The following is a 20569-nucleotide window of genomic DNA, read 5'->3' on the forward strand; positions in this document are numbered from 1 at the left end:
CGAGCGTCACGAACCCGACCGGACCGCATCGGAAACCCGACAACGGAGGGTGTGCGTGCGCCAGCAGCTGTTGGATGAGCCCGATAGATATCGCGGCCGACGCCGTGTACCCACCCCGCCCCGCAGCCGTTACGCCGCCGTCGTCACCACCGCCTTCGTCGGCGCGGGTGTCGTCGCCCTCGGCGCCAGCGCGATGCCCGACGCCAAGGGCGTCAACCCCTCGGTCCTCGACGAGCTGCGTCAGGCCTCGGTCACCAGCCAGGATCTCGCCGACCGGAGCGTCGACGCCGAGCGCGCCACCCGGGACTCCACCCGCCTGGCCGCCGACGACGCCGCCGAGCCCGAGGTCTGGCTGCTCCCCCTCGCCGAGGGCTACGAGTTCACCACCCCGTACGGCATGCGCGGGGGCGAACTGCACACCGGCGTCGACCTGGTCGCCCCGGAGGGCACCCCGTACGTCTCCATCCACGACGGCACGGTCACCAAGGCCGGCTGGTTCGGCGGGTACGGCTACACCGTGATCGTCCGGCACGCTGACGGCACCGAGGCCATCTACGGCCACTCCTCCCAGCTCAGCGTCAAGGAGGGGCAGCAGGTCAAGGCGGGCGACCAGCTCGGCCTTGTCGGCAACACCGGCCACTCCTACGGCTCGCACCTGCACCTTGAGATCCACGTCAAGGGCGAGCCACGCGACCCGGTGCCGTGGCTCCAGCAGCGCGGAGCGGACATCAAGCTACAAGTCGAGGCAATCTACAGCGACGTCACCGCGTCCTGACGTAACGCAACGACCGATCACCGCCCGGATCGCACGATCCGGGCGGTTTTCTGTGCCTCCGAACGACCCAAAGTGTGCTGCGTCACGCACCCAGGTGTGACCGGTCCCACTGGAAGGCATGATCATTTTTCGGGACGCACGGCATCGTACGAGGACATAGTCGGGCAGCGACGCCGTTCCCTCCCCGGCTCGTGGCCGAACCCCGCACCACCTCCGCCGTCAGGCCGACCGAGGATTTCCGTGTCCCGTAGCCCTTACGACTGTGAAGGTCACCGTGCAGGAAGACAGCTTCAGCCAGAACCAGGACACCCGTCACCAGGCCACGGAACCCGGCGTCGGACGCCCGTGGTGGCACCGGCTCCGGACCCGGTACCTCGTGGCAGGCACGGCGGCCCTGGTCGGTCTCGGTCTGACCGGCGCCACCGTGATCGCCACCGGCTCCGACGACTCCCCCGCCCCGGCCCCGGTCGCCCTGGACGCCGAGGACCGCGCCGAGGCCGCCCGCCGGGCCGGCCGCGCGGACCGTCCGCCGGCCACCCCCTCGGCGACCGCGACCAGCCCGACACCGGCCCCGACCTCGGCCAGCCCCGAGCCCAGCGCGACCCCGAAGCCCCGGGCCACACGGAAGGCCACCAGCGCCCCGAAGCCCACCCGGAAGGCCACCAGCAAGCCGAAGGCCGCCTGGGTCAACCCGATGCCCGGCGCGGCGGTCACGTCCTGCTACGGGCCCCGCTGGGGCACCCTGCACGCCGGTATCGACCTGGCCCTTCCGGCCGGCACGCCGGTCCGGGCCGTGGCCGCCGGGACCGTGGTGAAGGCCGGCGACGCCGGTGACGGGTACGGCATCTCGGTCTTCGTCGACCACGGCAACGGCTACCTGACCCAGTACGCCCACCTGAACTCGACCTCGGTGTCCGTCGGGTCGAAGGTCGCCGCCGCCACCACCATCGGCCGGGAGGGCTCCACCGGCGACTCCACCGGCCCGCACCTGCACTTCGAGGTGCACCAGGGCGGCATGTGGAACCAGATCGACCCGGCCCCGTTCATGCGGGCCCGCGGCGTCGACCTGGGTTGCTGAGCCCGCCCTCGGGTGCCGGCCGGGCGGCCGGCACCCGAGGAGGGGTCAGAGTTTCTCGATCGGAGCGTGCCGGAGCACCAGCCAGAGTCGCTGGTCGCCGAAGTCGATCTGCGCCCGGGCACCCGGCCCGTGCCCCTCGACCGCGGTCACCCGGCCCAGCCCGTAGCGCTGGTGGTTGACCCGGTCGCCGACCGCCACCTTCGGCGCCTGCGGCAGTTCGCTGGCGGTGGCGAGGCGGCTGCCGTCCACCCCGAGTCGCTTGGCGAGCTGTGCCGCACGCGGCGTACCACCGGTGAAGCCGCCGCCCCGCGCGGCTCCGAGCCGGTCCCCGGAGCCCGCCCGGCCGCCGACCCCGCCGCCCCCGCCGGCCCAGGAGGTGTACGAGCCCTCGGTCCGCTCCCAGCGGACCAGTTCGGTGGGCAGCTCCTCCATGAACCGGGACGGCGGATTGTAGGCCGGCTGCCCCCAGGCCGTGCGGGTGACCGCCCGGGAGAGGTAGAGACGCTGCCGGGCCCGGGTGATGCCGACGTACGCGAGCCGTCGCTCCTCCTCCAGCTCCCGGGTGTCGCCGAGCGAACGCAGGTGCGGGAAGACGCCGTCCTCCAGGCCGGTGAGGAAGACCACCGGGAACTCGAGGCCCTTGGCGGTGTGCAGGGTCATCAGGGTGACCACACCCTGATGGTCCGGGTCGTCGCTGGGAATCTGGTCGGCGTCGGCGACCAGCGCGACCTGCTCCAGGAAGCCTGCCACCGTGGCCCGCTCCCCCTCCGCGCCGAGCGCCTCGACCCGCTCGGTGTACTCCCGGGCGACGCTGACCAGCTCCTGGAGGTTGTCCACCCGGCCGGCGTCCTGCGGGTCCAGGCTCTCCTCCAGCTCGGCCAGATAGCCCGAGCGGGTCAGCAGCGCCTCCAGCGCCTCCTCCGGGGTGCCGGTGGCGGCCAGCTCCCGTACCCCGTCGAGCAGCGCCACGAACTCGGTGATCGCATTCGCCGCCCGGGTGGAGATGCCCGGTGCGTCCTTCACCCGTCGCAGCGCGGCGCCGAAGGAGATCCGGTCCCGCGCGGCGAGTGCCTCCACGCACGCCTCGGCCCGGTCGCCGATGCCCCGGCGCGGGGTGTTGAGGATCCGGCGCAGGCTGACCGTGTCGTCACCGTTGACCACCGCGCGCAGGTACGCCAGCGCGTCGCGGACCTCCTTGCGCTCGTAGAAGCGCACCCCGCCGACCACCTTGTAGGGCAGGCCGACCCGGATGAAGACCTCCTCGAAGACCCGGGACTGGGCGTTGGTGCGGTAGAAGACCGCCACGTCGCCGGGGCGGGTCCCCCCCTCGTCGACCAGCCGGTCGATCTCGCGGGCCACCCAGTCCGCCTCGGCGTGCTCGGTGTCGGCGACGTACCCGACGATCTGCTCGCCGGCACCGGCGTCGCTCCACAGCCGCTTCGGCTTGCGGGAGGTGTTCCGGTCGATGACCGCGTTGGCCGCGCTCAGGATGGTCTGGGTGGAGCGGTAGTTCTGCTCCAGCAGGATCGTCCGGGCGTCGGTGAAGTCCCGCTCGAACTCGAGGATGTTGCGGATCGTCGCGCCCCGGAACGCGTAGATCGACTGGTCGGCGTCGCCGACCACGCACAGTTCGGCCGGCGCGATCCCCTCGGTGCCGGAGACCAACTCCTTGATCAGCACGTACTGGGCGTGGTTGGTGTCCTGGTACTCGTCGACCAGCACGTGCCGGAACCGGCGACGGTAGCTCTCCGCGACGTGCGGGTGCGACTGGAACAGGTGCACCGTCGTCATGATCAGGTCGTCGAAGTCCAGCGCGTGAGCCTCCCGCAGCCGCCGCTGGTAGAGCGTGTACGCCTCGGCGAGCGCCCGCTCGTTGGGCCCCTTGGCCCGGTCGGCGAAGGCCTCCGGGTCGACCAGTTCGTTCTTGAGGTTGGAGACCTGGGCGGCCAGTCCGCGGGCCGGGTAGCGCTTCGGGTCGAGGTCCAGTTCGCGGGCGACGAGCTGCATCAGCCGGCGGGAGTCGTCGGCGTCGTAGATGGAGAAGCTCGACTTCAGCCCGGCGTGCTCGTGCTCGGCCCGCAGGATGCGCACGCAGGCGGAGTGGAAGGTCGAGACCCACATCAGCCGGGCACGCGGGCCGACCAGGGCGGTCACCCGCTCCTTCATCTCCCCGGCGGCCTTGTTGGTGAAGGTGATCGCGATGATCTCGCCGGGGTGCACGTCCCGCGCGGCGAGCAGGTAGGCGATCCGGTTGGTCAGCACCCGGGTCTTGCCCGAGCCGGCCCCGGCCACGATCAGCAGCGGTGACCCGGCGTGGGTGACCGCCTCGTGTTGTGGCCCGTTCAGCCCGGCCAGCAGCTCCCCCGGATCGGGCCGGGCCGGGCCGGAGCCCGCGCGACGGGGCACGGCGGACGGGGACTCCGACGCGGACTGGGACGGCGGGATTTCGAAGAGAGCATGCATCGCCCGGCGAGTCTATGCCGCCCGGCCGACACTTCCGCCCGCGGTGCGTCCCCGGCCCGTCGGGCGCAGGCCCGGCCTAGCGGGATGCAGGGGTCCCCTGCTACCGCTTTTTGCCTAGCAGGGGACCCCTGCATCCACGCGGGCGCGGACGTCCCGCTCCTGGTGGCGGTACGGCCGATTCAACGGAACGCTTGCGCCCCGGGCCGCCAGATGGGCATACTCGACGGCGTGTTCGGTCAGCGTCTCTCCTTTTACTACGGCTCCGGGAGTCCGGCAGCCGCAGGTCGCGCCTGATCGATCAGACCTACGAAGGCCCCGGGCTCCTGGAGTCCGGGGCCTTTTCCGTCCCGGGATCCGGGCAGCGGGCACCACCGTGCGAGAGGTACCCGATGATGACAGACGTGGTGGAGCAGAACGGCGAGTCGGCCGGAACGACGCGACCGGACGCCCAGGAGGGTCCGCCGGAGGCACAGACGGGCACGCAGGAGCCGGACGCGGCGGCCCGGATCGTCGCCATCCGGGAGCGGATCGACGAGATCGACCAGCGGTTGATCGAACTCTGGCAGGAGCGGGCCAGCCTGTCGCAGCACGTCGGCAGGACCCGGATCGCCTCCGGTGGGACCCGGCTGGTGCTCTCCCGGGAGCAGGCCATCCTGGAGAGGTTCCGGACGGCGCTGGGGGCCGACGGCGTGCAGCTCGCCCTCCTGCTGCTCCGGGCCGGTCGTGGACCACTCTGACCGGCCGGCCGCCGGGCCGCTCCCGTCGGGGGCGGGCACCGGTCGACACAGATCCGGGGCGCCGGTCTGACGACCGACGCCCCGGATACTGAGGAGGCACTTCCTTTCACCGCTGGCCGGGTACGGGTGGCCGGATCAGCGGCGCCTGGGGCGCTACTCGACCGCGTGGACCACGTCGCGCGGTTCCGCGAAGTGGCAGGCGCTCGGGTGAGCGGAATGTTCACGTGCCTCCAGGGCCGGCACCTGCTCGGCGCAGATGTCCTGCGCCTTCCAGCACCGGGTGCGGAACCGGCAGCCCGACGGAGGGTTGGCCGGCGACGGCACGTCGCCGGTCAGGACGATCTGGTCCCGCAGCCCACGGAGCCTCGGGTCGGGGACCGGCACCGCCGAGAGCAGCGCCTGGGTGTACGGGTGGGTCGGGTTCTCGTAGATCTCGTCCTCGGTGCCGATCTCGACGATCTTGCCGAGGTACATCACCGCGACCCGGTCGGCGATGTGCCGGACCACCGACAGGTCGTGCGCGATGAAGATGTACGACAGCCCCAGCTCGGCCTGGAGCTTCTCCAGCAGGTTGACCACCTGGGCCTGGATCGACACGTCCAGGGCCGAGACCGGCTCGTCGCAGAGGATGATCTCCGGGTTGAGCGCCAGCGCCCGGGCGATGCCGATCCGCTGCCGCTGGCCGCCGGAGAACTGGTGCGGGTACCGGTTGATGTGGTCGGGGTTGAGGCCGACCAGGTCGATCAGCTCCTGCACCCGGGCCCGCCGCTTGCCCTTCGGCACCACGTCCGGGTGCACCTCGAACGGCTCGCCGACGATGTCGCCGACGGTCATCCGGGGGTTCAGCGAGGTGTACGGGTCCTGCATGACGAGCTGGATGTTGCGTCGACCCTTCCGGCGCTCGTTGGCACCGACCTTGGACATGTTCCGGCCCTGGACGAACAGGTCGCCCGAGGTGGGGGTCTCCAGACCGACCAGGAGCCGGGCCAGGGTCGACTTGCCGCAGCCCGACTCACCGACGATGCCCAGGGTCTCGCCCCGACGCAGCTCGATGTTGATCCCGTCGACCGCACGGACCGCGCCGATCTGCTTCTTGAAGACGATGCCCTTGGTCAGCGGGAAGTGCTTCACCAGGTCGCGGGTCTCGAGGACGAGGTCACTCATCGCCCTTGACCTCCTTCCAGAAGTGGCAGGCAGCCGTCCGGTCCGACGACACCGTGTACAGCGGCGGCGCGGGGTCCTTCCGGCAGACGTCCTGCACGTACCGACACCGCGGGTTGAACGAGCAGCCCGGCGGGATGTTCGTCAGCATCGGCGGGAGCCCCTTGATGGCGCTGAGCTCCTGGCCCTTGAGGTCGAGCCGCGGGATCGACTCCAGCAGGCCCTTGGTGTACGGGTGCGCCGGGCTTTCGTAGATCTCGTTGACGCCGGCCTCTTCGATGACCCGCCCGGCGTACATGACGGAGATGCGGTCCGCCACGTCGGCCACCACGCCCATGTCGTGCGTGATGAGCACCAGGCCCATGTTCCGTTCCTGCTGCAGTTCGGCCAGCAGGGCCATGATCTGGGCCTGGACGGTCACGTCGAGCGCCGTGGTCGGCTCGTCGGCGATCAGCACCTCGGGGTCGAGGGCCAGCGCCATGGCGATCATGACGCGCTGCCGCATGCCGCCGGAGAACTGGTGCGGGTAGTCGTTCACCCGCTGCTTCGCCGCCGGGATCTTGACCAGGTCGAGCAGTTCGACCGCGCGCGCCTTGGCGTCCTTGCGGGACATGCCCCGGTGCTTGCGGTACAGCTCGGCGAGCTGGAACCCGACGGTGAAGACCGGGTTCAACGCCGACAGCGCGTCCTGGAAGATCATCGCGATCCGGTTGGCCCGGACCTTGCGCCGCTGCTCCTCCGGGAGCTTGAGCAGGTCCACGCCGCGGTAGAGGATCTGACCGCCGGTGATGAAGCCGGGCGGGGTGTCCAGGATGCCCATGATCGCCTGGGCGGTCACGCTCTTGCCGCAGCCGGACTCGCCGAGGATGGCCCGGGTCTCGCCGGGAGCCACGTCGAAGCTGACCCCGTTGACCGCCTTGGCGATGCCGTTACGGGTGCGGAACTCGACCTGGAGGTTCTTGACCTGCAACGGCATCGCGTTGGGGTCGAGGCCGGGCAGAGCGTCCATCTTGACGTTGACGTCAGAACTCATGCTGCTCACCGGAACTTCGGGTCGAGGGCGTCACGCAGGGCGTCACCCATGAGGATGAAGGACAGCACCGTGCCGACCAGCAGCCCGCAGGGGAAGAACAGCAGCCACGGGTCCTCCAGGAAGTAGACCTGGTGGGCGTTGATCATGATGCCCCAGGACTGGGCCGGCGGCTGGAGGCCAACACCGAGGAAGGTCAGGGTCGCCTCGGCGGCGACGAACTGGCCGAGCACGATCGTCGCGTAGACCAGCATCGGCGCGATGGCGTTCGGCAGGATGTGCCGGAACATCAGCCGACCGTTGCTCGCACCCACCGCCTTCGCCGCGTGCACGTAGTCCAGGTCCTTCGAGGAGATCACGCTGCCCCGGATGATCCGGGCGATGGTGGGCCACCCGAGCAGCACCAGGACGATGGTGAGCGTCGTGACGTTCTGCCGCTTGATGACGGTGAGGAACACGATCGCGCCGAGCAGGAACGGCAGCGAGAAGAAGATGTCCATCACCCGGGAGATGATCGCGTCGACCCAGCCGCCGTAGTAGCCGGCGAGCAGACCGAAGAAACCGCCGATCAGCACGATGCCGACGGTGGCGTAGACCGCGATCTGCATCGAGGGCCGGGCGCCGTAGATGGCGTGCGAGTAGTAGTCGCAGCCGAGGATGTCGTAACCGAACGGGTGTTCGCCGCTCGGGGAGACCCGGGACCGGCCGGTGTCGCAGTCCCGGGGGTCCTGGCTCGTCCACAGCTTGGGGAAGAGCGCCATGGAGCTGACCACGAGGACGTAGAGCGCCGAGATCATGAAGATCGGGTCGCGGACCAACTGCCGCCGGGCGTCGGCCCAGAGGCTCGCGCTGCGCTCCTTGCCGCCCTTGTCCGGCACCGGCGCGCCGGCCACGGCGGCGGCGGCCGAGGAGTCACCGCTCATGGCGGCGCCGGCGCTGCTCAAGTCGCTCATCTGCACACCTCGTTTCGCTTCGACCTGCCGTCCGACCGGACCGGAACGGTCCGCTGCGTGTCCTGCCGCCGGTCACTCATACCGGATCCTCGGGTCGAGGACGGCGTAGAGGACGTCGACCAGCAGGTTGGCGATCAGGAAGACCAGGGCGAGCATGGTGACCACGCCGACCACCACCGACGACTCGCCGGTCCGGGCGGCCTGGGTGACCAGCCGGCCGATGCCCGGCACGTTGAAGATGGTCTCGGTGACCACCGCGCCGCCGAGGAGGGTGCCGATGTCGACACCGAGGTAGGTGATCACGGGGATGAGCGAGTTGCGGAGCGTGTGCACGCCGACGACCCGCTTGTTCGTCAGGCCCTTGGCCTTGGCCGTCCGGACGAAGTCGGCCCGGACGTTCTCCATGATGCTGGTCCGGGTGAGCCGGGCCGTGGTGGCCAGTGAGATCGCGCCCAGCACCAGGCCGGGGATGATCAGGCTGGCCCAGGGGTAGTCGGGCTTGAAGCCGGGACTGAAGACGCCGTTGGCAATCACCTCGGGCACCCAGTCCTGGTCGCGCAGCATGTTGCCGAACTTGACCCCGACGTACTCCCGGATCAGGACGCCGAGCACGAAGATCGGCACCGAGATCAGGAAGACCGTGGAGATCTTCACCAGGTAGTCGGTGAAGCTGCCGCCCCGCAGACCGGCCAGCACACCGGCGATGATGCCGACGACGGCCTCGAAGACGATGGCGATGAGGACGAGCTTCACGGTGTACGGCATGGCGTCGGCGACCAGGTCGGTCACCTCGCGCTGGCGGAGATTGATCCCGAAGTCGAGGTGGAGGAAGATGTTCTCCATCCGCTCGCCGAACAGCCCGAAGCAGGGGTTGCCCCGTTGGCTGAGACACGGGTCGTCGTAGCCGAGTCGCTCGGTCAGAGCGGTCAGGATCGACTCCGGCGGCGTCCGGTCGCCGAACAGCGCCCGGACCGGGTTCCCGCTGAACTGGACCGCCAGCGAGGTGAGGTAGTGCAGCAGGAACATGGTGCCCAGCACGGTGGGTATGAACTGGAGCAACCGTCGGACGACGTAGCGCCCCATGTCTGTTTCTCCTCTCGGCGCTGACGTGGCGGCAACGTTCCCCCTTGTCGGGAGACCGCTGCCGCCACGTCGTCATACGGCTGGATCAGGGAAGTGAAGCTCAGTTCTGCTTCATCGTCATCTGGCCGTAGTCAGCGTCCGCGACGGCGTTCCAGACGAACTTGTCGACGTTCTCGCTGTAGACCGCGCCCACCTTGCCCCACCACATCGGGATGACCGGCAGGTCCTCCAGGATCATGTCCTCCGCCTTCTGGTAGAAGGGGATCGCCTCCTGGATCGAGTTGGCGGCGTCACCCTGCTTCAGCAGGGCGTCGAACTCGGGGTTCGCGTAGGTGGAGTTGTTGCTGTCCGCGCCGGTGCTGTACACCGGAGCGAGGTAGCCCTCCAGGTACGGGTAGTCCGCACTCCAGCCGAGCCGGAACGGGCCGGTGAACTTCCGGTTGTCCGCGGTCTCGAGGTACTCGGCGAACTGCAGGTTGACCTTCAGCTCGTAGTCGATGCCGAGAGCAGCCTTGACCTGGTCACCAACGGCCTGGAGCCAGGCGTCGTGGCCGGCGCCGGCGTTGGCCCAGAGCTGGAGCTTGCCGCCCTTCCAGCCACCCGCCTCGGCGAGGAGCTGCTTGGCCTTCTCGACGTCCTTCTTGCAGTACTGGCAGGCGTTCTCCCGCGCACCCTCAAAGGACGGCGCGATGTAACCGCTGGCCGGGGTGAACCGGCCGTTGAACACCGCGTCGATGATCGACTGGCGGTCGATGACCATCGAGATGGCCTGGCGGATCCGCTTGTCCTTGAAGTTCTCGTTGTAGATCGGCATGCCGACGTAGGTGAAGTTGTCGCCCGGCTGCTCGTGGAGGCGGTCGCCGTAGGTGGCCTTCGCCTCCTTGTACCGCGCCGGCGGCAGGGTGTACAGCACGTCGAGCTCACCGGCCTGGAAGGCGGCGTAACCGGCGTCGATGTCGGCGAAGATCCGGTAGTTGATCTTGTCCGGCTTGCCCGGGTCGCCCTTCCAGCTGTCGCTGCGGACGACGGTGATGCCGACGTTGTGCTGCCAGCTGCCCTCGATCTTGTAAGGGCCGTTGCCGATCGGGGTCTCGTTGCACTTCGCGGTGTCCGCGATGCACGCCTCGGCCATCGGGGAGAAGCCCGGGTAGCCGATCGTGGTCGGGAACCCGGAGAACGGCTCGGTCAGCTCGACGGTGAAGGTCAGGTCGTCGACCTTCTTCAGGCCGGAGAGCTCCTTGGCCTTCGGCTCCGGGGCCTTCTTGGGGCCGTCGCCGTCCGGGTCCTCGGACGAGACGTCCTTGATCCCGGCGATCCGCTTCATGAAGTACCCGTTGTTCTGGGCGTTCGGCCCGTACGCGGCGTAGTTCCACGACCGGATGAAGGCGTCGGCGTTGACCTTCTCACCGTTGTCGAAGGTGTAGCCGTCCTTGATCTTGATCGTCCAGAGCTTCTGGTCCTGGGACTCGACCGACTCAGCCAGGTCGTTCTCCGGGGCACCGGTCTCGGCGTTGTACTTGACCAGGCCACGGTAGATCTGACGGACCACGTACAGCGACGGCTCGTCGTCGGCGGCGGATGGCAGCAGGAACGCCGGCTCCGACGCGTAGACGCGGAGCTCGCCACCGCTCTTGCCCGGATCGTCCGAGTTGTCATCGCCACCACCGCTGCATGCGGTAGCCAACATCGCGGTGGCGGTCGCAGCGACCGCCACCTTCAGGAATTTCCCGCGCATGGGAGTGCCTCCTCAGGGCGCTCGGCTCACGAGGGGGTTGTGAGGTGGTTGCCACTGTGACACCCGATGCGCCACAGCGGAAAGCGGTGTTATCAAGCCGATACCCGGCCGGGACGGTGCCGACATCGATCGCCACCGTGCCGTGATCCGCGTCGATTACCGCTCTCTGACCGATTGCCCAGCGCTGCTCAGCGGGGCGCCACCACCCGCAACGTCGACGCCACCGCGCCATTCCGGGTGAGCACCGTCACCCTCCGCAGCGCCACGGAAGCTCGCTGTTTCCACCCGTGCGGATGATGGTCGATTCGGCTGTGCGGGCACCCTCTGCCCCTGGTCGGACGAGGGTGCCGAGGCGACGGTACGTACCCCGCACGCCAGCGGATCATCCACCACGCGGACCCGTTCGTCAGCTGAATTACGGGCGTTCGAGCCCGTGGCCGGGCCGGGTGGGCAGCCGGTCACACCAGCCGGCGGTCGGCCGCCCAGCGGGACAGCTCGTACCGGTTGGACATCTGGAGCTTGCGCAACACGTTCGAGACGTGGGTCTCCACCGTCTTGATGGAGATGAACAGCTCCTTGGCGATCTCCTTGTACGCGTACCCCCGGGCCAGCAGCCGCAGCACCTCACGTTCCCGGTTGGTGAGCTGGTCCAGTTCCGGGTCGGCGACCGGGGTGTCCGGCCGGGCCGCGAAGGCGTCCAGCACGAACCCGGCCAGCCGGGGGCTGAAGACCGCGTCGCCGTCGGCCACCCGGCGGATCGCCGCGGCCAGCTCGTCCGGGGAGATCGTCTTGGTCACGTAGCCCCGGGCACCGGCCCGGATCAGGCCGATCACGTCCTCGGCCGCGTCGGAGACGCTCAGCGCCAGGAACCGCACCTGGGGGTGGGCGCGCCGCACCGTCTCCAGCACCGCCCGGCCACCTCCCTCGGGCATGTGCACGTCCAGCAGCACCACGTCGGGACGGGCCGCCGGGATCCGGGCGACCGCCTCGGCGACCGTGCTCGCCTCCCCGACCACCTCGACGTGCGCGCCCAGCTCGGCCCGGACGCCGGCGCGGAACATCGCGTGGTCGTCGACGAGGAAGACCCGCAACCGCTCGTCGCGGACGTCCGCCTGCTCGACCTGCTCGGTCATGGTCACTTGTCCCTTTCCGCCGTGGCACCGTTCCCGGAGACCGGCAGGGTCAACCGGACCTCGGTCCCGTCCCCCGGCCCGGAACGGATCTCCGCCCGGCCGCCGTGCCGCTTCATCCGCCCGATGATGGATCCCCGTACCCCGTGTCGATGATCATCCACCGTCTCCTGGTCGAACCCGACCCCCCGGTCCCGGACGAAGACGCTGACCTGGTCCGGTTCCACCTCGGCGTAGAGCGAGACGGTCTGCACCCGGGCGTGTCTGGCCGCGTTCACCATCGCCTCCCGGGCGGCGGCGACCAGCGCGCCCACCCGCTCGTCGGTCTCCCGGTCGCCCACCACCACCGCCTCCACGGTGATCCCGAAGGTGTCCTCCACCTCGGCCGCCGCCTGTTCCAACGCGGCGGCGAAGCGCTCGGTGGGGGAGGCGGTCGGCTTGTAGAGCCAGCTACGCAGCGTCCGCTCCTGGCCCCGGGCGAGTCGTTGCACCGTCTTGGCGTCGGCGGCGTTGCGCTGGATCAGGGCGAGGGTGTGCAGGACCTGGTCGTGGATCATGGCGGCCAGCTCGGCGCGTTCCTGTTCCCGGATCCGGCCCTCCCGCTCCGAACGGAGCTGGTTGAAGGTCCGCCAGAGCAGCGGCGCGGCCACCACCCCGACACCGGCCAGCCCGACCAACGCGAAGATCACCCCGTTGATGACCGCGTCGACGTTCTGCACCGGCGAGTAGACCGCCGCGACGCCGATGATGCCGACCGCGACCAGCACCCCGCCGCCGATGAAGCGGAGCACGAAGGCCCGCCGGTCGGTCTCCTCCACCACGGCGCTCAGCCAGGGCAGCGGCAGGGAGCCGTTGGCCTGGCCACGACGTTCCGGGGACTGGTGCCAGATGACACCCGCGCCGACCGCGATGATGGCGACCAGCCAGCCGGCGGTGCCGGCGACGCCGACCGAGTCGAAGAGCCGCATCTGCGCCAGCAGCACGGCCAGACCGATCACCACGAACGGCAGCAGCTGCGCGATGTCCCGTCGGGGCGGCGTGGCGGTATCCCCCGGCCGCACCGGGACCACCGCCCAGAACGCGGCGTAGAGGAGCAGGCCGAGCCCGCTGAGGCCGAGCAGCACCATGAAGGCGATCCGCACCCGCACCACCGAGACACCGATGTGCTCGGCGATGCCGGCGGCCACGCCGACGGCCATCCGGTGCTCGCGGGCCCGGTAGAGACGGGGTGGCTGGGTCACGGTACTGATCGCGGGCTCCCTGGTCGCGACGGCCGACGCCGGTGCGTCCGCGGTGGCGTCGTCACCGATCGTCACACGGGTCACGGTAGCGGAGCCACGGGGACGCCCCCGAGGTTCCGGATCGCCGGATCTCAGGGTGCGCTCAGGGTGGGTCCCGACGACGACCCGTCCCGGCACCTAGCAGGATCTACCGGTATGACCGAGGAATCCGCCCGGTCGCCCCGCCCGGAGGCGACCCAGCCGGGCGTTCCGCCGCCGACCGAGGGCGGGACCGCGACGTCCGCGCCGCCGGACGCCGGGCCACCACCTGCGGGGTACGCGCCGGACGCCGCCCCCGGGGTCGGTTTCACCTCCCGGTACGGCCTGGTCCGCCCCCGGGAGGGTCGCTACCTGGCCGGGGTGTGCGCGGCGGTCGGGCGGGCCACCAACACCGACCCGGTGCTGTGGCGGGTGCTCCTCGCCGTCCTCGGCTTCTTCGGCGGCATCGGAATCCTGATCTACGTCTCGGCGTGGCTGATCATCTCCGGCGAGGGGGACAGCGCCTCCCCGGTGGAGTCGATGCTGGGCCGGGGCCGGTCGAGCATGTCGCCGATCACGGTAATCGTGCTGAGCATCCTGGTCGCGGTGAGCTTCGGCTACATCGTGACCGACGCCTTCCGGGCGGTGCTGCTCGGCGCGGCGATCCTGATCGGCGGCGCGCTGCTGCTGAACCGGGACCACCCCGCCCGCGACCGCTCCAGCCCCACCCCGCCGCCCGTCGGGCCACCGACGTCCCCGCCGGGACCGATTCCCCCGGCGGCCTACCCTGCCCCGGTGCCGGCACCGCCCACGGCGACCCGGCCGGAGACACCGGTGCCCGTACCGGCCCCCGCCGCCCCGTGGCCGGCCCCGGAGCCGGTGTTCCCCGAGACGGCCGGCGGGTGGCCGGTCCGCGAGCCGACCGCCGGCCCGCTGTCACCGGCCCCGCCGACTCCGGTCGGACCCCCGCCACCGGTCGCCACGGCGAGCGCCCCACCCGGCTACCGTCCGCCCTTCGCCCCACACGGTCCGTACGCCCGGTCCGGTCCTGCCCTGCCGCCCCCACCGCCCGCGCCGGGCCGGGCACCGAAGCGCCCCCGGGAGCGCTCACCACTCGGCGCGGTGACGTTCTCCCTGGTCTTCCTCGCCTGCGGGATCGTCGCCGTGCTCGACCTGCTCGGAGTGGTCCGGGTCGACGCCTCGGCGTACTTCGCGGCGGCCCTGGCCACCATCGGGCTCGGGCTGCTGGTGGGCACCTGGTTCGGCCGGGCGCGCTGGTTGATCGCGCTGGGGTTGGTGACCTCGGCAGCGCTCGGCTTCGCCACCGCGGCGGAGTCGTTCGCGGACTGGCGCAGCGTGAACGGGAACGTGACCTGGACCCCGGCGAGCTACGAGGATCTTGCCCCCCGGTACGAGAACAGCTTCGGCAACCCGGTGCTGGATCTCCGCGCGGTGAACTTCGACCAGCGGGACACCCGGACCACCGTCGTCATCTCCTTCGGGGACGCGACCGTGCTGCTGCCGCCGAACGTCGACGTGATCGTCCACGCCGAGGTGCACGCCAGTGAGGCGACCATCTTCGGTACCCGTTCCGGTGGCCCGAACCGTCAGGTACACAAGTCCACCGACCTGGGCGCCGACGGCCCGGGCGGGGGCACACTCCGGTTGTACGTCCAGGTCAACGCCGGCGTGTTGGAGGTGACCCGGTGAAAGCGCACCGGACCGACCTGCTCTCCCTGACCTTCGGGCTGCTGTTCCTGGCCGCCGCGGCCTGGTGGCTGCTGGCGCAGCTGCTCGGCCTGGTGGTGCCGATCGGCTGGTTCCTGGCCGGCGCGCTCGTCGTGGTCGGCGCGCTGGGTCTGCTGGGCGCGCTGCGCGCGGCCCGGTCGGCGGCGAACGGTCCGGCCGGCGGCTCCCCGGCTCCGCCCGTCCCCCCGGCCGGGAGGCGGCCCGGCTCCGACCGGTCGTCGGAGGAGCGGGGAGACCATGGTGACTGAGCCCGCCGGGGCGACGGCGCCGGGACGACCGGAGCCGTCGCCCGCGTCGGTGCGACCGCCGGCGCGGGCCGCATATGCTGGCCGTGGAGACTTCGCTCCCGCCGCCGGCACGCCCCGCCCGCGCCGTCGCGGCCCGTCCGTTGCGATTTCCGTCCCGATGCTGCTAGGAGCCCGTCCGACATGACTGAGTCCCCCGCCGTGCGCAGCCTTGCCCGGTTCGGTGAGGTCCGCATCGGTGAGCGCGCCGCGCGTACCCTCGCCGCCGAACTCGCCCGGTGCGACGACCGCAAGGCCGCCCTGCTGGTCGGCGCGACGCCGGACGCCCCACTCCTCGCCGTGGCGATCGAGGCACTGCTGCCCGGGGACCGCCTCACCGTGGTGCCGGCCGGGTCGACCAGCTCCACCGAGCTGCGCCGGCACGTGTCGACGCTGGGCAGCTGGGTGGCGGACCGGGTCCACGTCGTCGACACCCTGGCCGAGGCCGACGCCGCCGACGTGATGATCGTCGGCGAGGCGCTCGCCGGCACCGGTGAGGAGGCCCGCGCCACGCTGGACGGCCTGACCAAGTACCTCACCGAGGGCGGTGTGCTGAGCGTGGCGACGCCGGCCGGGCCGGGCCGGACCACGGGTGCGGCGGCAGAACTCGACCGGCAGGGTGCGCTGCACGGCGTCGGGGTGGACCTGGTGCTGCGCAACCAACCGCCGGTACGGGTGTACCGGCTCCGGTTCACCTCGGTCAGCCCGGCGAAGGCGGCCCGGCTCGCCCCGGCGTACCGGCCTTCGAGCGTGCCGCTGACCCGCGACATGCACATCGACTCCAACGGGGTGGCCGCCGCGGGGATCGCCCTCGGCTTGGCGGCGCTGGCCCGGGTGGCCCGGCCGAAGTCGAAGCTCTGGCTGGTGCCGGCGCTCGCCGCGGCCCCGGTGGCGGCGTTCTTCCGCGACCCCGAACGGGACGTCCCGGAGGACCCGTCGGCCGTGGTCGCCGCCGCCGACGGCCGGGTGCTCTCCGTGCAGCGGCTGCACGACGAGCGGTTCGGCGCCGGCGAGTGGCTGCGCGTCGCGGTCTTCCTGTCGGTGCTCGACGTGCACGTCAACCGGTCCCCGGTGGCGGGCAAGGTGGTCGACCACTTCGTCGCGGACGGCGGTTTCGCCAACGCGATGAAGCCGGCGGCCGAGCACAACGTCGCCGCGTACACGGTGCTGGACACCGAGCACGGCCGCGTGGTGGTCGCGCAGCGTACCGGCCTGATCGCCCGGCGCATCGTGCAGCGTGCCCCGGTCGGATCGCTGCTCGCCCGGGGCGAGCGCTTCGGTCTGATCCGGTTCGGCTCGCGGACGGACGTCTACCTGCCGGCGGACGCGGCGGACCCGCTGGTGGGGCCGGGCGACAAGGTGGTCGGCGGCTCCTCGGTCATCGCCCGCTGGCGCTGAGCCCACGAGAGAGGGGCGCCGCGCTGGTTGGCGGCGCCCCTCTCTCGTGGATCAGGTCAGGCGGTCCGGCGCTGATGCAACCAGAGCAGCGGTCCGCTGGCCAGGTAGGCGACCACGACCAGGGCGAAGGTGAGTCGCGGGTCGACCAGGGCACCGACCACCGGAGCCAGCCACAGCCACGCCGGCAGCTTGATCAGCCGGGCCAGCTTGGCGTACGGGAAGCTGGAGACCATGGCGAAGGCGAGCAGGGCCACCCCGGCGACCTGGACCACCGGGGGCACCGGCAGGTCGATCACGACGGCGAGCGCCAACACCATGGCGGCCATGGTGGTGGGCACGCCGCAGAAGAACCGGCCGTCCTTCGGCGAGACATTGAACCGGGCCAGCCGGATCGCGGCGCAGGCCGCGACGAGCGCACAGGCCAGCGCGGCGGCGGTGGGCAGCGTGCCGGCGAGTGAGGCGTAGACCACCACCGGGGCGGCGAGGCCGAACGAGCACATGTCGGCCAGCGAGTCCATCTGCGCGCCGAACGGGCTGGCCACGTTGAGCTTGCGGGCCAGCGCGCCGTCGAGCCCGTCGAACGCGACGCAGGCGATCAGGAGCAGTGCCGCGAGGCGTACGTCGCCCTGCATGGCCAGGAGGATGGCGGTGACGCCGAGCATCAGGCTGGCGACTGTACACCCGTTGACCAGGGCGAACTTCGCCCGTCGGGCGACCGTACGCTCACCGGGGAGCAGCGGGATCGACCGCGCCGGGGTGTCGTCCACCGCTGTCGTCGGGGCGAGCGCCGGGCTGACCGGCATGACGGCCTCGATCTCGGCCCGGTTCAACCGGTCCGAGGCGTACCGCCGGCGCAGCCGGTCGGCGTTGCGGTGCTCGGGCAGGGCCACGTCGGTCGTGTGGCGGGGGTCGCCGTCCCGGCGTCCCACCCGGACCAGCAGCACCTGGCGGGCGAACGTACTGCTGCGACGCAGCGGCCCCGCCCAGCGGCGGCCTGCGGGGCGCGGACTGTCAGACGTACGACGCCGGCGCCATGGGGCTCTCGGCACGTTTCCTCCATCACCGGATCGGCTCACCGCCTCGCGGGCGGGGGTCCGGCTCTCTCGTGCCGGGCCGCTTCTGGCCCGGCAGCCGTCAAAGCGGAGTACACCATTGCACAGTGGTATGGGACTTGGCGATAGCTGCCGGCGGTACTCATCTCCTACAAACCGCGTGAATCGGCCCGTTATTCCCATCGCGGGCTGAGCGCCCTTTTCTCCGCCAATCTCAACTGCCGACTCTACCGGAGCGGGTCGATCCCGGCTCGGCGAGCGATCGGCTGTTCGATCAACCGGAGGGCCCGCGCGGCGATGTCGGTCAATGGCAGGTCGACGGCGGCGCGGCGGTCGAACCAGGCGGCCCGCGCGGTGGAACCGCCGGCCAGCTCGGTCACCTCGGGCACGGTCGGCGCCTCCACCACCACCCGGTAGAGCACCCGGACGCCGTGCCAGTCCAGCGGCCGGCCCTCCGGGCCCAGCGCCGCGGGATTGTGCAGGCTGCTCGCGTCGAGCAGCGCGGTCACCCGACCGAGTTGGCCGGACTCCTCGACGATCTCCCGCAGCAGTGCGGTGACCGGCTGCTCACCGTGGTCGGTCCCACCTCCGGGCAGGTGCCACCGGCCGGCCCCCGGGTAGCCGTCCGCGATCTGGGTGAGCAGAACCCGGTCCTCCGGGTCGGTGACCAGCCCGTACGCCCCGAAGCGCTGCCGCCGGTCCGGCGACGGCGGGTCGTACGGGACGCGGGGAGCCGCCGGCGGCACGTCCTCGGGAAGCGGGGTGACGGGCAGCCCGAGCAGGTCGGCGGTGAACGGCATCAGGGGCAGACCGGCCGCTTCCGCGGGCGTGATCCACGCCACCAGGTCGGTCGTTCCGTCTGCTTCGTGGCGGAGCGTGCCGGACACGCCCTTTACGTGATAGATGATCCGGTCGGTGTGCAACGCGACCCCGAGGTCGGGGAGTCGGATGACGTCGGCCACCACCGCCGCCAGCCCGGCGGTCTCGACGACCAGGCCGGTCTCCTCGGCGAACTCGCGGACCACCGCGACCGCCGGATGCTCGGCGTGTTCCAGCCCGCCACCGGGCAGCTGCCAGACGCCGGGGAAGTCGGCCAGTACGGAGCCCCGGGCCAGCAGCACCCGTCCGTCCGCCCCGGTCAACAGCCCGTACGCCCCGACCCTGCGCCGTCGCGCCAGTTCCCCCACGACCGCTCCCCCGTTCGCTCCGCCCCGCTGATCATGAGGTTAGCCGCGCCCGTACCGGAGTGTCGCACCATCAAGGTCATGATCGTGTGACGGGCGGGCGGAGGAGGTCAGGTGAGGCGGGCGGCCCGGACGGCTTCGGCGGTCACCTCGGTGAGCCGGTCGGCGGGGAGGGCCTCCAGCTCGTCGCGGGCGAACCAGCGGGCCTCGCAGGTGGAACCGCCGACATCGGCCACGGTGGGTGGGGCCGGCCGGTCGACCACCACCCGGTAGAAGGCACGGACGCCGTGCCAGTCGATCGGATAGCCCTCGGGGCCGAGGGAGGCGGCGTCCCGGTGGCTCGCCACCCCGAGCAGCCCGACCAGACGACCGGTCTGGCCGGTCTCCTCGACCAGTTCCCGGGTCAGCGCCGCGCCCGGCTGCTCGCCGTAGTCGGTGCCCCCGCCGGGCAGGTGCCAGCAGCCCGCGCCCGGGTAGCCGTCGGCGACCCGGGTGAGCAGCACCCGTCCCTCCGGGTCGGTGGCCACCGCGTACGCGGCGAAGCGCTGCGCCCGGTGCAGCCCGTCCGGACCGGGCACCGCGTAGAAGGAGGGGAACTCCGGCGCCTCGTCCGGCACCACGTCGGCGGCCCCGGCCGGCAGGCCCAGGGCCTGTGCGGTGAACGCGCGCAGCGGCAGCCCGCGCGCCTCGTCCAGGGTGAACCAGCGGGCCAGGTCGGTCGGACGGTCGACCCGGTCGGTGAGCGTCCCGCCCCGGACGGCGACCCGGTAGATGAGGCGGTCGGTGTGGATGGTGATGCCCCGTTCGGGCAGGGCCCGCATGTCGGCGAGGACGTCCTCCAGGCCGGAGACGGCGACCGAGAGCCCGGTCTCGGCGGCGGTCTCCCGGACGACGGTGTGGTTCGGGTCCTCACCGTGGTCGACCGCCCCGCCGGGCAGGGACCACGTGCCGGGGGTGCCGGAGCGCTCCGATGCGCGGACCAGCAACACCCGGCCGACCGAGTCGGCACAGATTGCGTATGCCGCGATCCTGCGGAGCGGCTCCAGCATGGTGGTCACGGGGCTGAATTCTCCCCCTGACCTGCGACGACATCGAAAAACAGTCAGATTCCTGACTGAATACTTCCCCCTCAGGGATCGATCAGGGTATCAATCCGGGCCTCCACCGAGGCGGCCGCGCACCGGCCGGCGCACGGTGGAGGCATGACATGGACGCCCCCCTCGACCCAGGCCCCGTACAAGCAGCTCCGTCGCCCCACCACCGACCGTATGGTGGCCGGGGTGGCCAGCGGCCTCGGCCGCTACTTCGACGTCGACCCGACCCTGGTCCGCGTGGTCTTCGCCGTGTCCGTGCTCCTCACCGCCGGGGTCACGCTGCTGGCGTACCCGGTGATGTGGTTCCTGATGCCCGAGGAGCCGCCGGACGCGCCGGCCTGGCCGCATCCGACGCGGGTCGCGCCACCCCGGTGAGCCGGTCGGTGCGCCCCGCCCACCCGTGC

At 71.4% G+C, this 20569-nt stretch carries 18 protein-coding genes; 7 read left to right on the forward strand and 11 right to left on the reverse strand.

The features are described 5' to 3' along the window. The first annotated feature begins 55 nt into the window (after positions 1-55). Positions 56-775: a M23 family metallopeptidase gene (locus tag GA0074694_RS02090; RefSeq protein WP_091451585.1), complete on the forward strand. Its 720-nt coding sequence runs from the start codon at positions 56-58 to the stop codon at positions 773-775. 262 nt (positions 776-1037) lie between these two features. Beyond that, complete coding sequence (locus GA0074694_RS02095) at positions 1038-1853, forward strand: M23 family metallopeptidase (protein ID WP_245714515.1); 816 nt, start codon at positions 1038-1040, stop codon at positions 1851-1853. A 45-nt stretch (positions 1854-1898) separates the two neighbouring features. On the opposite strand, the gene pcrA is transcribed toward GA0074694_RS02095, so the two are convergent. Further along, the gene (gene pcrA, locus GA0074694_RS02100; protein ID WP_091451588.1) at positions 1899-4316 is read right to left on the reverse strand and encodes a DNA helicase PcrA; all 2418 of its coding nucleotides are present in this window, start codon (positions 4314-4316) and stop codon (positions 1899-1901) included. 389 nt (positions 4317-4705) lie between these two features. Between pcrA and GA0074694_RS02105 the strand changes: the two genes are divergently transcribed. Further along, positions 4706-5053 (forward strand): chorismate mutase, encoded by a 348-nt coding sequence (locus GA0074694_RS02105; RefSeq protein ID WP_091451593.1) that lies wholly within the window; start codon positions 4706-4708, stop codon positions 5051-5053. A gap of 153 nt (positions 5054-5206) precedes the next feature. Here GA0074694_RS02105 and GA0074694_RS02110 read toward each other — a convergent pair whose 3' ends face one another. The 7 genes from GA0074694_RS02110 to GA0074694_RS02140 all read right to left on the reverse strand — a co-directional run bounded on the left by GA0074694_RS02110 (position 5207) and on the right by GA0074694_RS02140 (position 13386). Beyond that, the gene (locus tag GA0074694_RS02110) at positions 5207-6217 is read right to left on the reverse strand and encodes an ABC transporter ATP-binding protein (protein WP_091451596.1); all 1011 of its coding nucleotides are present in this window, start codon (positions 6215-6217) and stop codon (positions 5207-5209) included. Next, positions 6210-7247, reverse strand: coding sequence for an ABC transporter ATP-binding protein (locus GA0074694_RS02115; protein ID WP_091458519.1), 1038 nt, complete (start codon positions 7245-7247; stop codon positions 6210-6212). Before GA0074694_RS02115 ends, GA0074694_RS02110 begins: the two co-directional genes overlap by 8 nt. 5 nt (positions 7248-7252) lie before the next feature. Further along, on the reverse strand, positions 7253-8167 hold the full coding sequence (locus GA0074694_RS02120; RefSeq protein WP_091458521.1) for an ABC transporter permease: 915 nt from the start codon (positions 8165-8167) through the stop codon (positions 7253-7255). Positions 8168-8269: 102 nt separating this feature from the next. Further along, on the reverse strand, positions 8270-9280 hold the full coding sequence (locus tag GA0074694_RS02125) for an ABC transporter permease (RefSeq protein WP_091451600.1): 1011 nt from the start codon (positions 9278-9280) through the stop codon (positions 8270-8272). Between the two features lie 100 nt (positions 9281-9380). Then, complete coding sequence (locus GA0074694_RS02130) at positions 9381-11015, reverse strand: peptide ABC transporter substrate-binding protein (RefSeq protein WP_091451603.1); 1635 nt, start codon at positions 11013-11015, stop codon at positions 9381-9383. 458 nt (positions 11016-11473) lie between these two features. Further along, complete coding sequence (locus GA0074694_RS02135) at positions 11474-12148, reverse strand: response regulator (protein ID WP_091451605.1); 675 nt, start codon at positions 12146-12148, stop codon at positions 11474-11476. A gap of 2 nt (positions 12149-12150) precedes the next feature. After that, the gene (locus tag GA0074694_RS02140) at positions 12151-13386 is read right to left on the reverse strand and encodes an ATP-binding protein (protein ID WP_091458523.1); all 1236 of its coding nucleotides are present in this window, start codon (positions 13384-13386) and stop codon (positions 12151-12153) included. Between the two features lie 195 nt (positions 13387-13581). Here GA0074694_RS02140 and GA0074694_RS02145 point away from each other — a divergent pair, with 195 nt between their 5' ends. The 3 genes from GA0074694_RS02145 (at position 13582) to GA0074694_RS02155 (ending at position 16835) form a co-directional block, all read left to right on the forward strand. Next, on the forward strand, positions 13582-15114 hold the full coding sequence (locus GA0074694_RS02145) for a PspC domain-containing protein (protein ID WP_091451608.1): 1533 nt from the start codon (positions 13582-13584) through the stop codon (positions 15112-15114). Next, the gene (locus GA0074694_RS33865) at positions 15111-15401 is read left to right on the forward strand and encodes a hypothetical protein (protein WP_342670914.1); all 291 of its coding nucleotides are present in this window, start codon (positions 15111-15113) and stop codon (positions 15399-15401) included. Before GA0074694_RS02145 ends, GA0074694_RS33865 begins: the two co-directional genes overlap by 4 nt. Before the next feature lie 180 nt (positions 15402-15581). After that, a complete protein-coding gene (locus tag GA0074694_RS02155; RefSeq protein ID WP_091451611.1) occupies positions 15582-16835 on the forward strand; it encodes a phosphatidylserine decarboxylase in 1254 nt (417 codons plus the stop codon). 56 nt (positions 16836-16891) lie between these two features. On the opposite strand, the gene pssA is transcribed toward GA0074694_RS02155, so the two are convergent. The 3 genes from pssA to GA0074694_RS02170 all read right to left on the reverse strand — a co-directional run bounded on the left by pssA (position 16892) and on the right by GA0074694_RS02170 (position 20129). Beyond that, positions 16892-17809 (reverse strand): CDP-diacylglycerol--serine O-phosphatidyltransferase, encoded by a 918-nt coding sequence (gene pssA / locus GA0074694_RS02160; protein ID WP_091458525.1) that lies wholly within the window; start codon positions 17807-17809, stop codon positions 16892-16894. 305 nt (positions 17810-18114) lie between these two features. Next, entirely contained in the window at positions 18115-19065 is a 951-nt protein-coding gene (locus GA0074694_RS02165) for an NUDIX hydrolase (RefSeq protein ID WP_091458527.1), read from the reverse strand. Positions 19066-19181: 116 nt separating this feature from the next. Next, positions 19182-20129, reverse strand: a complete 948-nt coding sequence (locus GA0074694_RS02170; protein ID WP_091451613.1) for an NUDIX hydrolase — start codon at positions 20127-20129, stop codon at positions 19182-19184. 144 nt (positions 20130-20273) lie between these two features. Between GA0074694_RS02170 and GA0074694_RS02175 the strand changes: the two genes are divergently transcribed. Further along, positions 20274-20540 (forward strand): PspC domain-containing protein, encoded by a 267-nt coding sequence (locus tag GA0074694_RS02175; protein ID WP_091451618.1) that lies wholly within the window; start codon positions 20274-20276, stop codon positions 20538-20540. Positions 20541-20569: the final 29 nt, after the last annotated feature.

It is taken from the genome of Micromonospora inyonensis, assembly GCF_900091415.1.
Classification (GTDB): Bacteria; Actinomycetota; Actinomycetes; order Mycobacteriales; family Micromonosporaceae; genus Micromonospora; species Micromonospora inyonensis.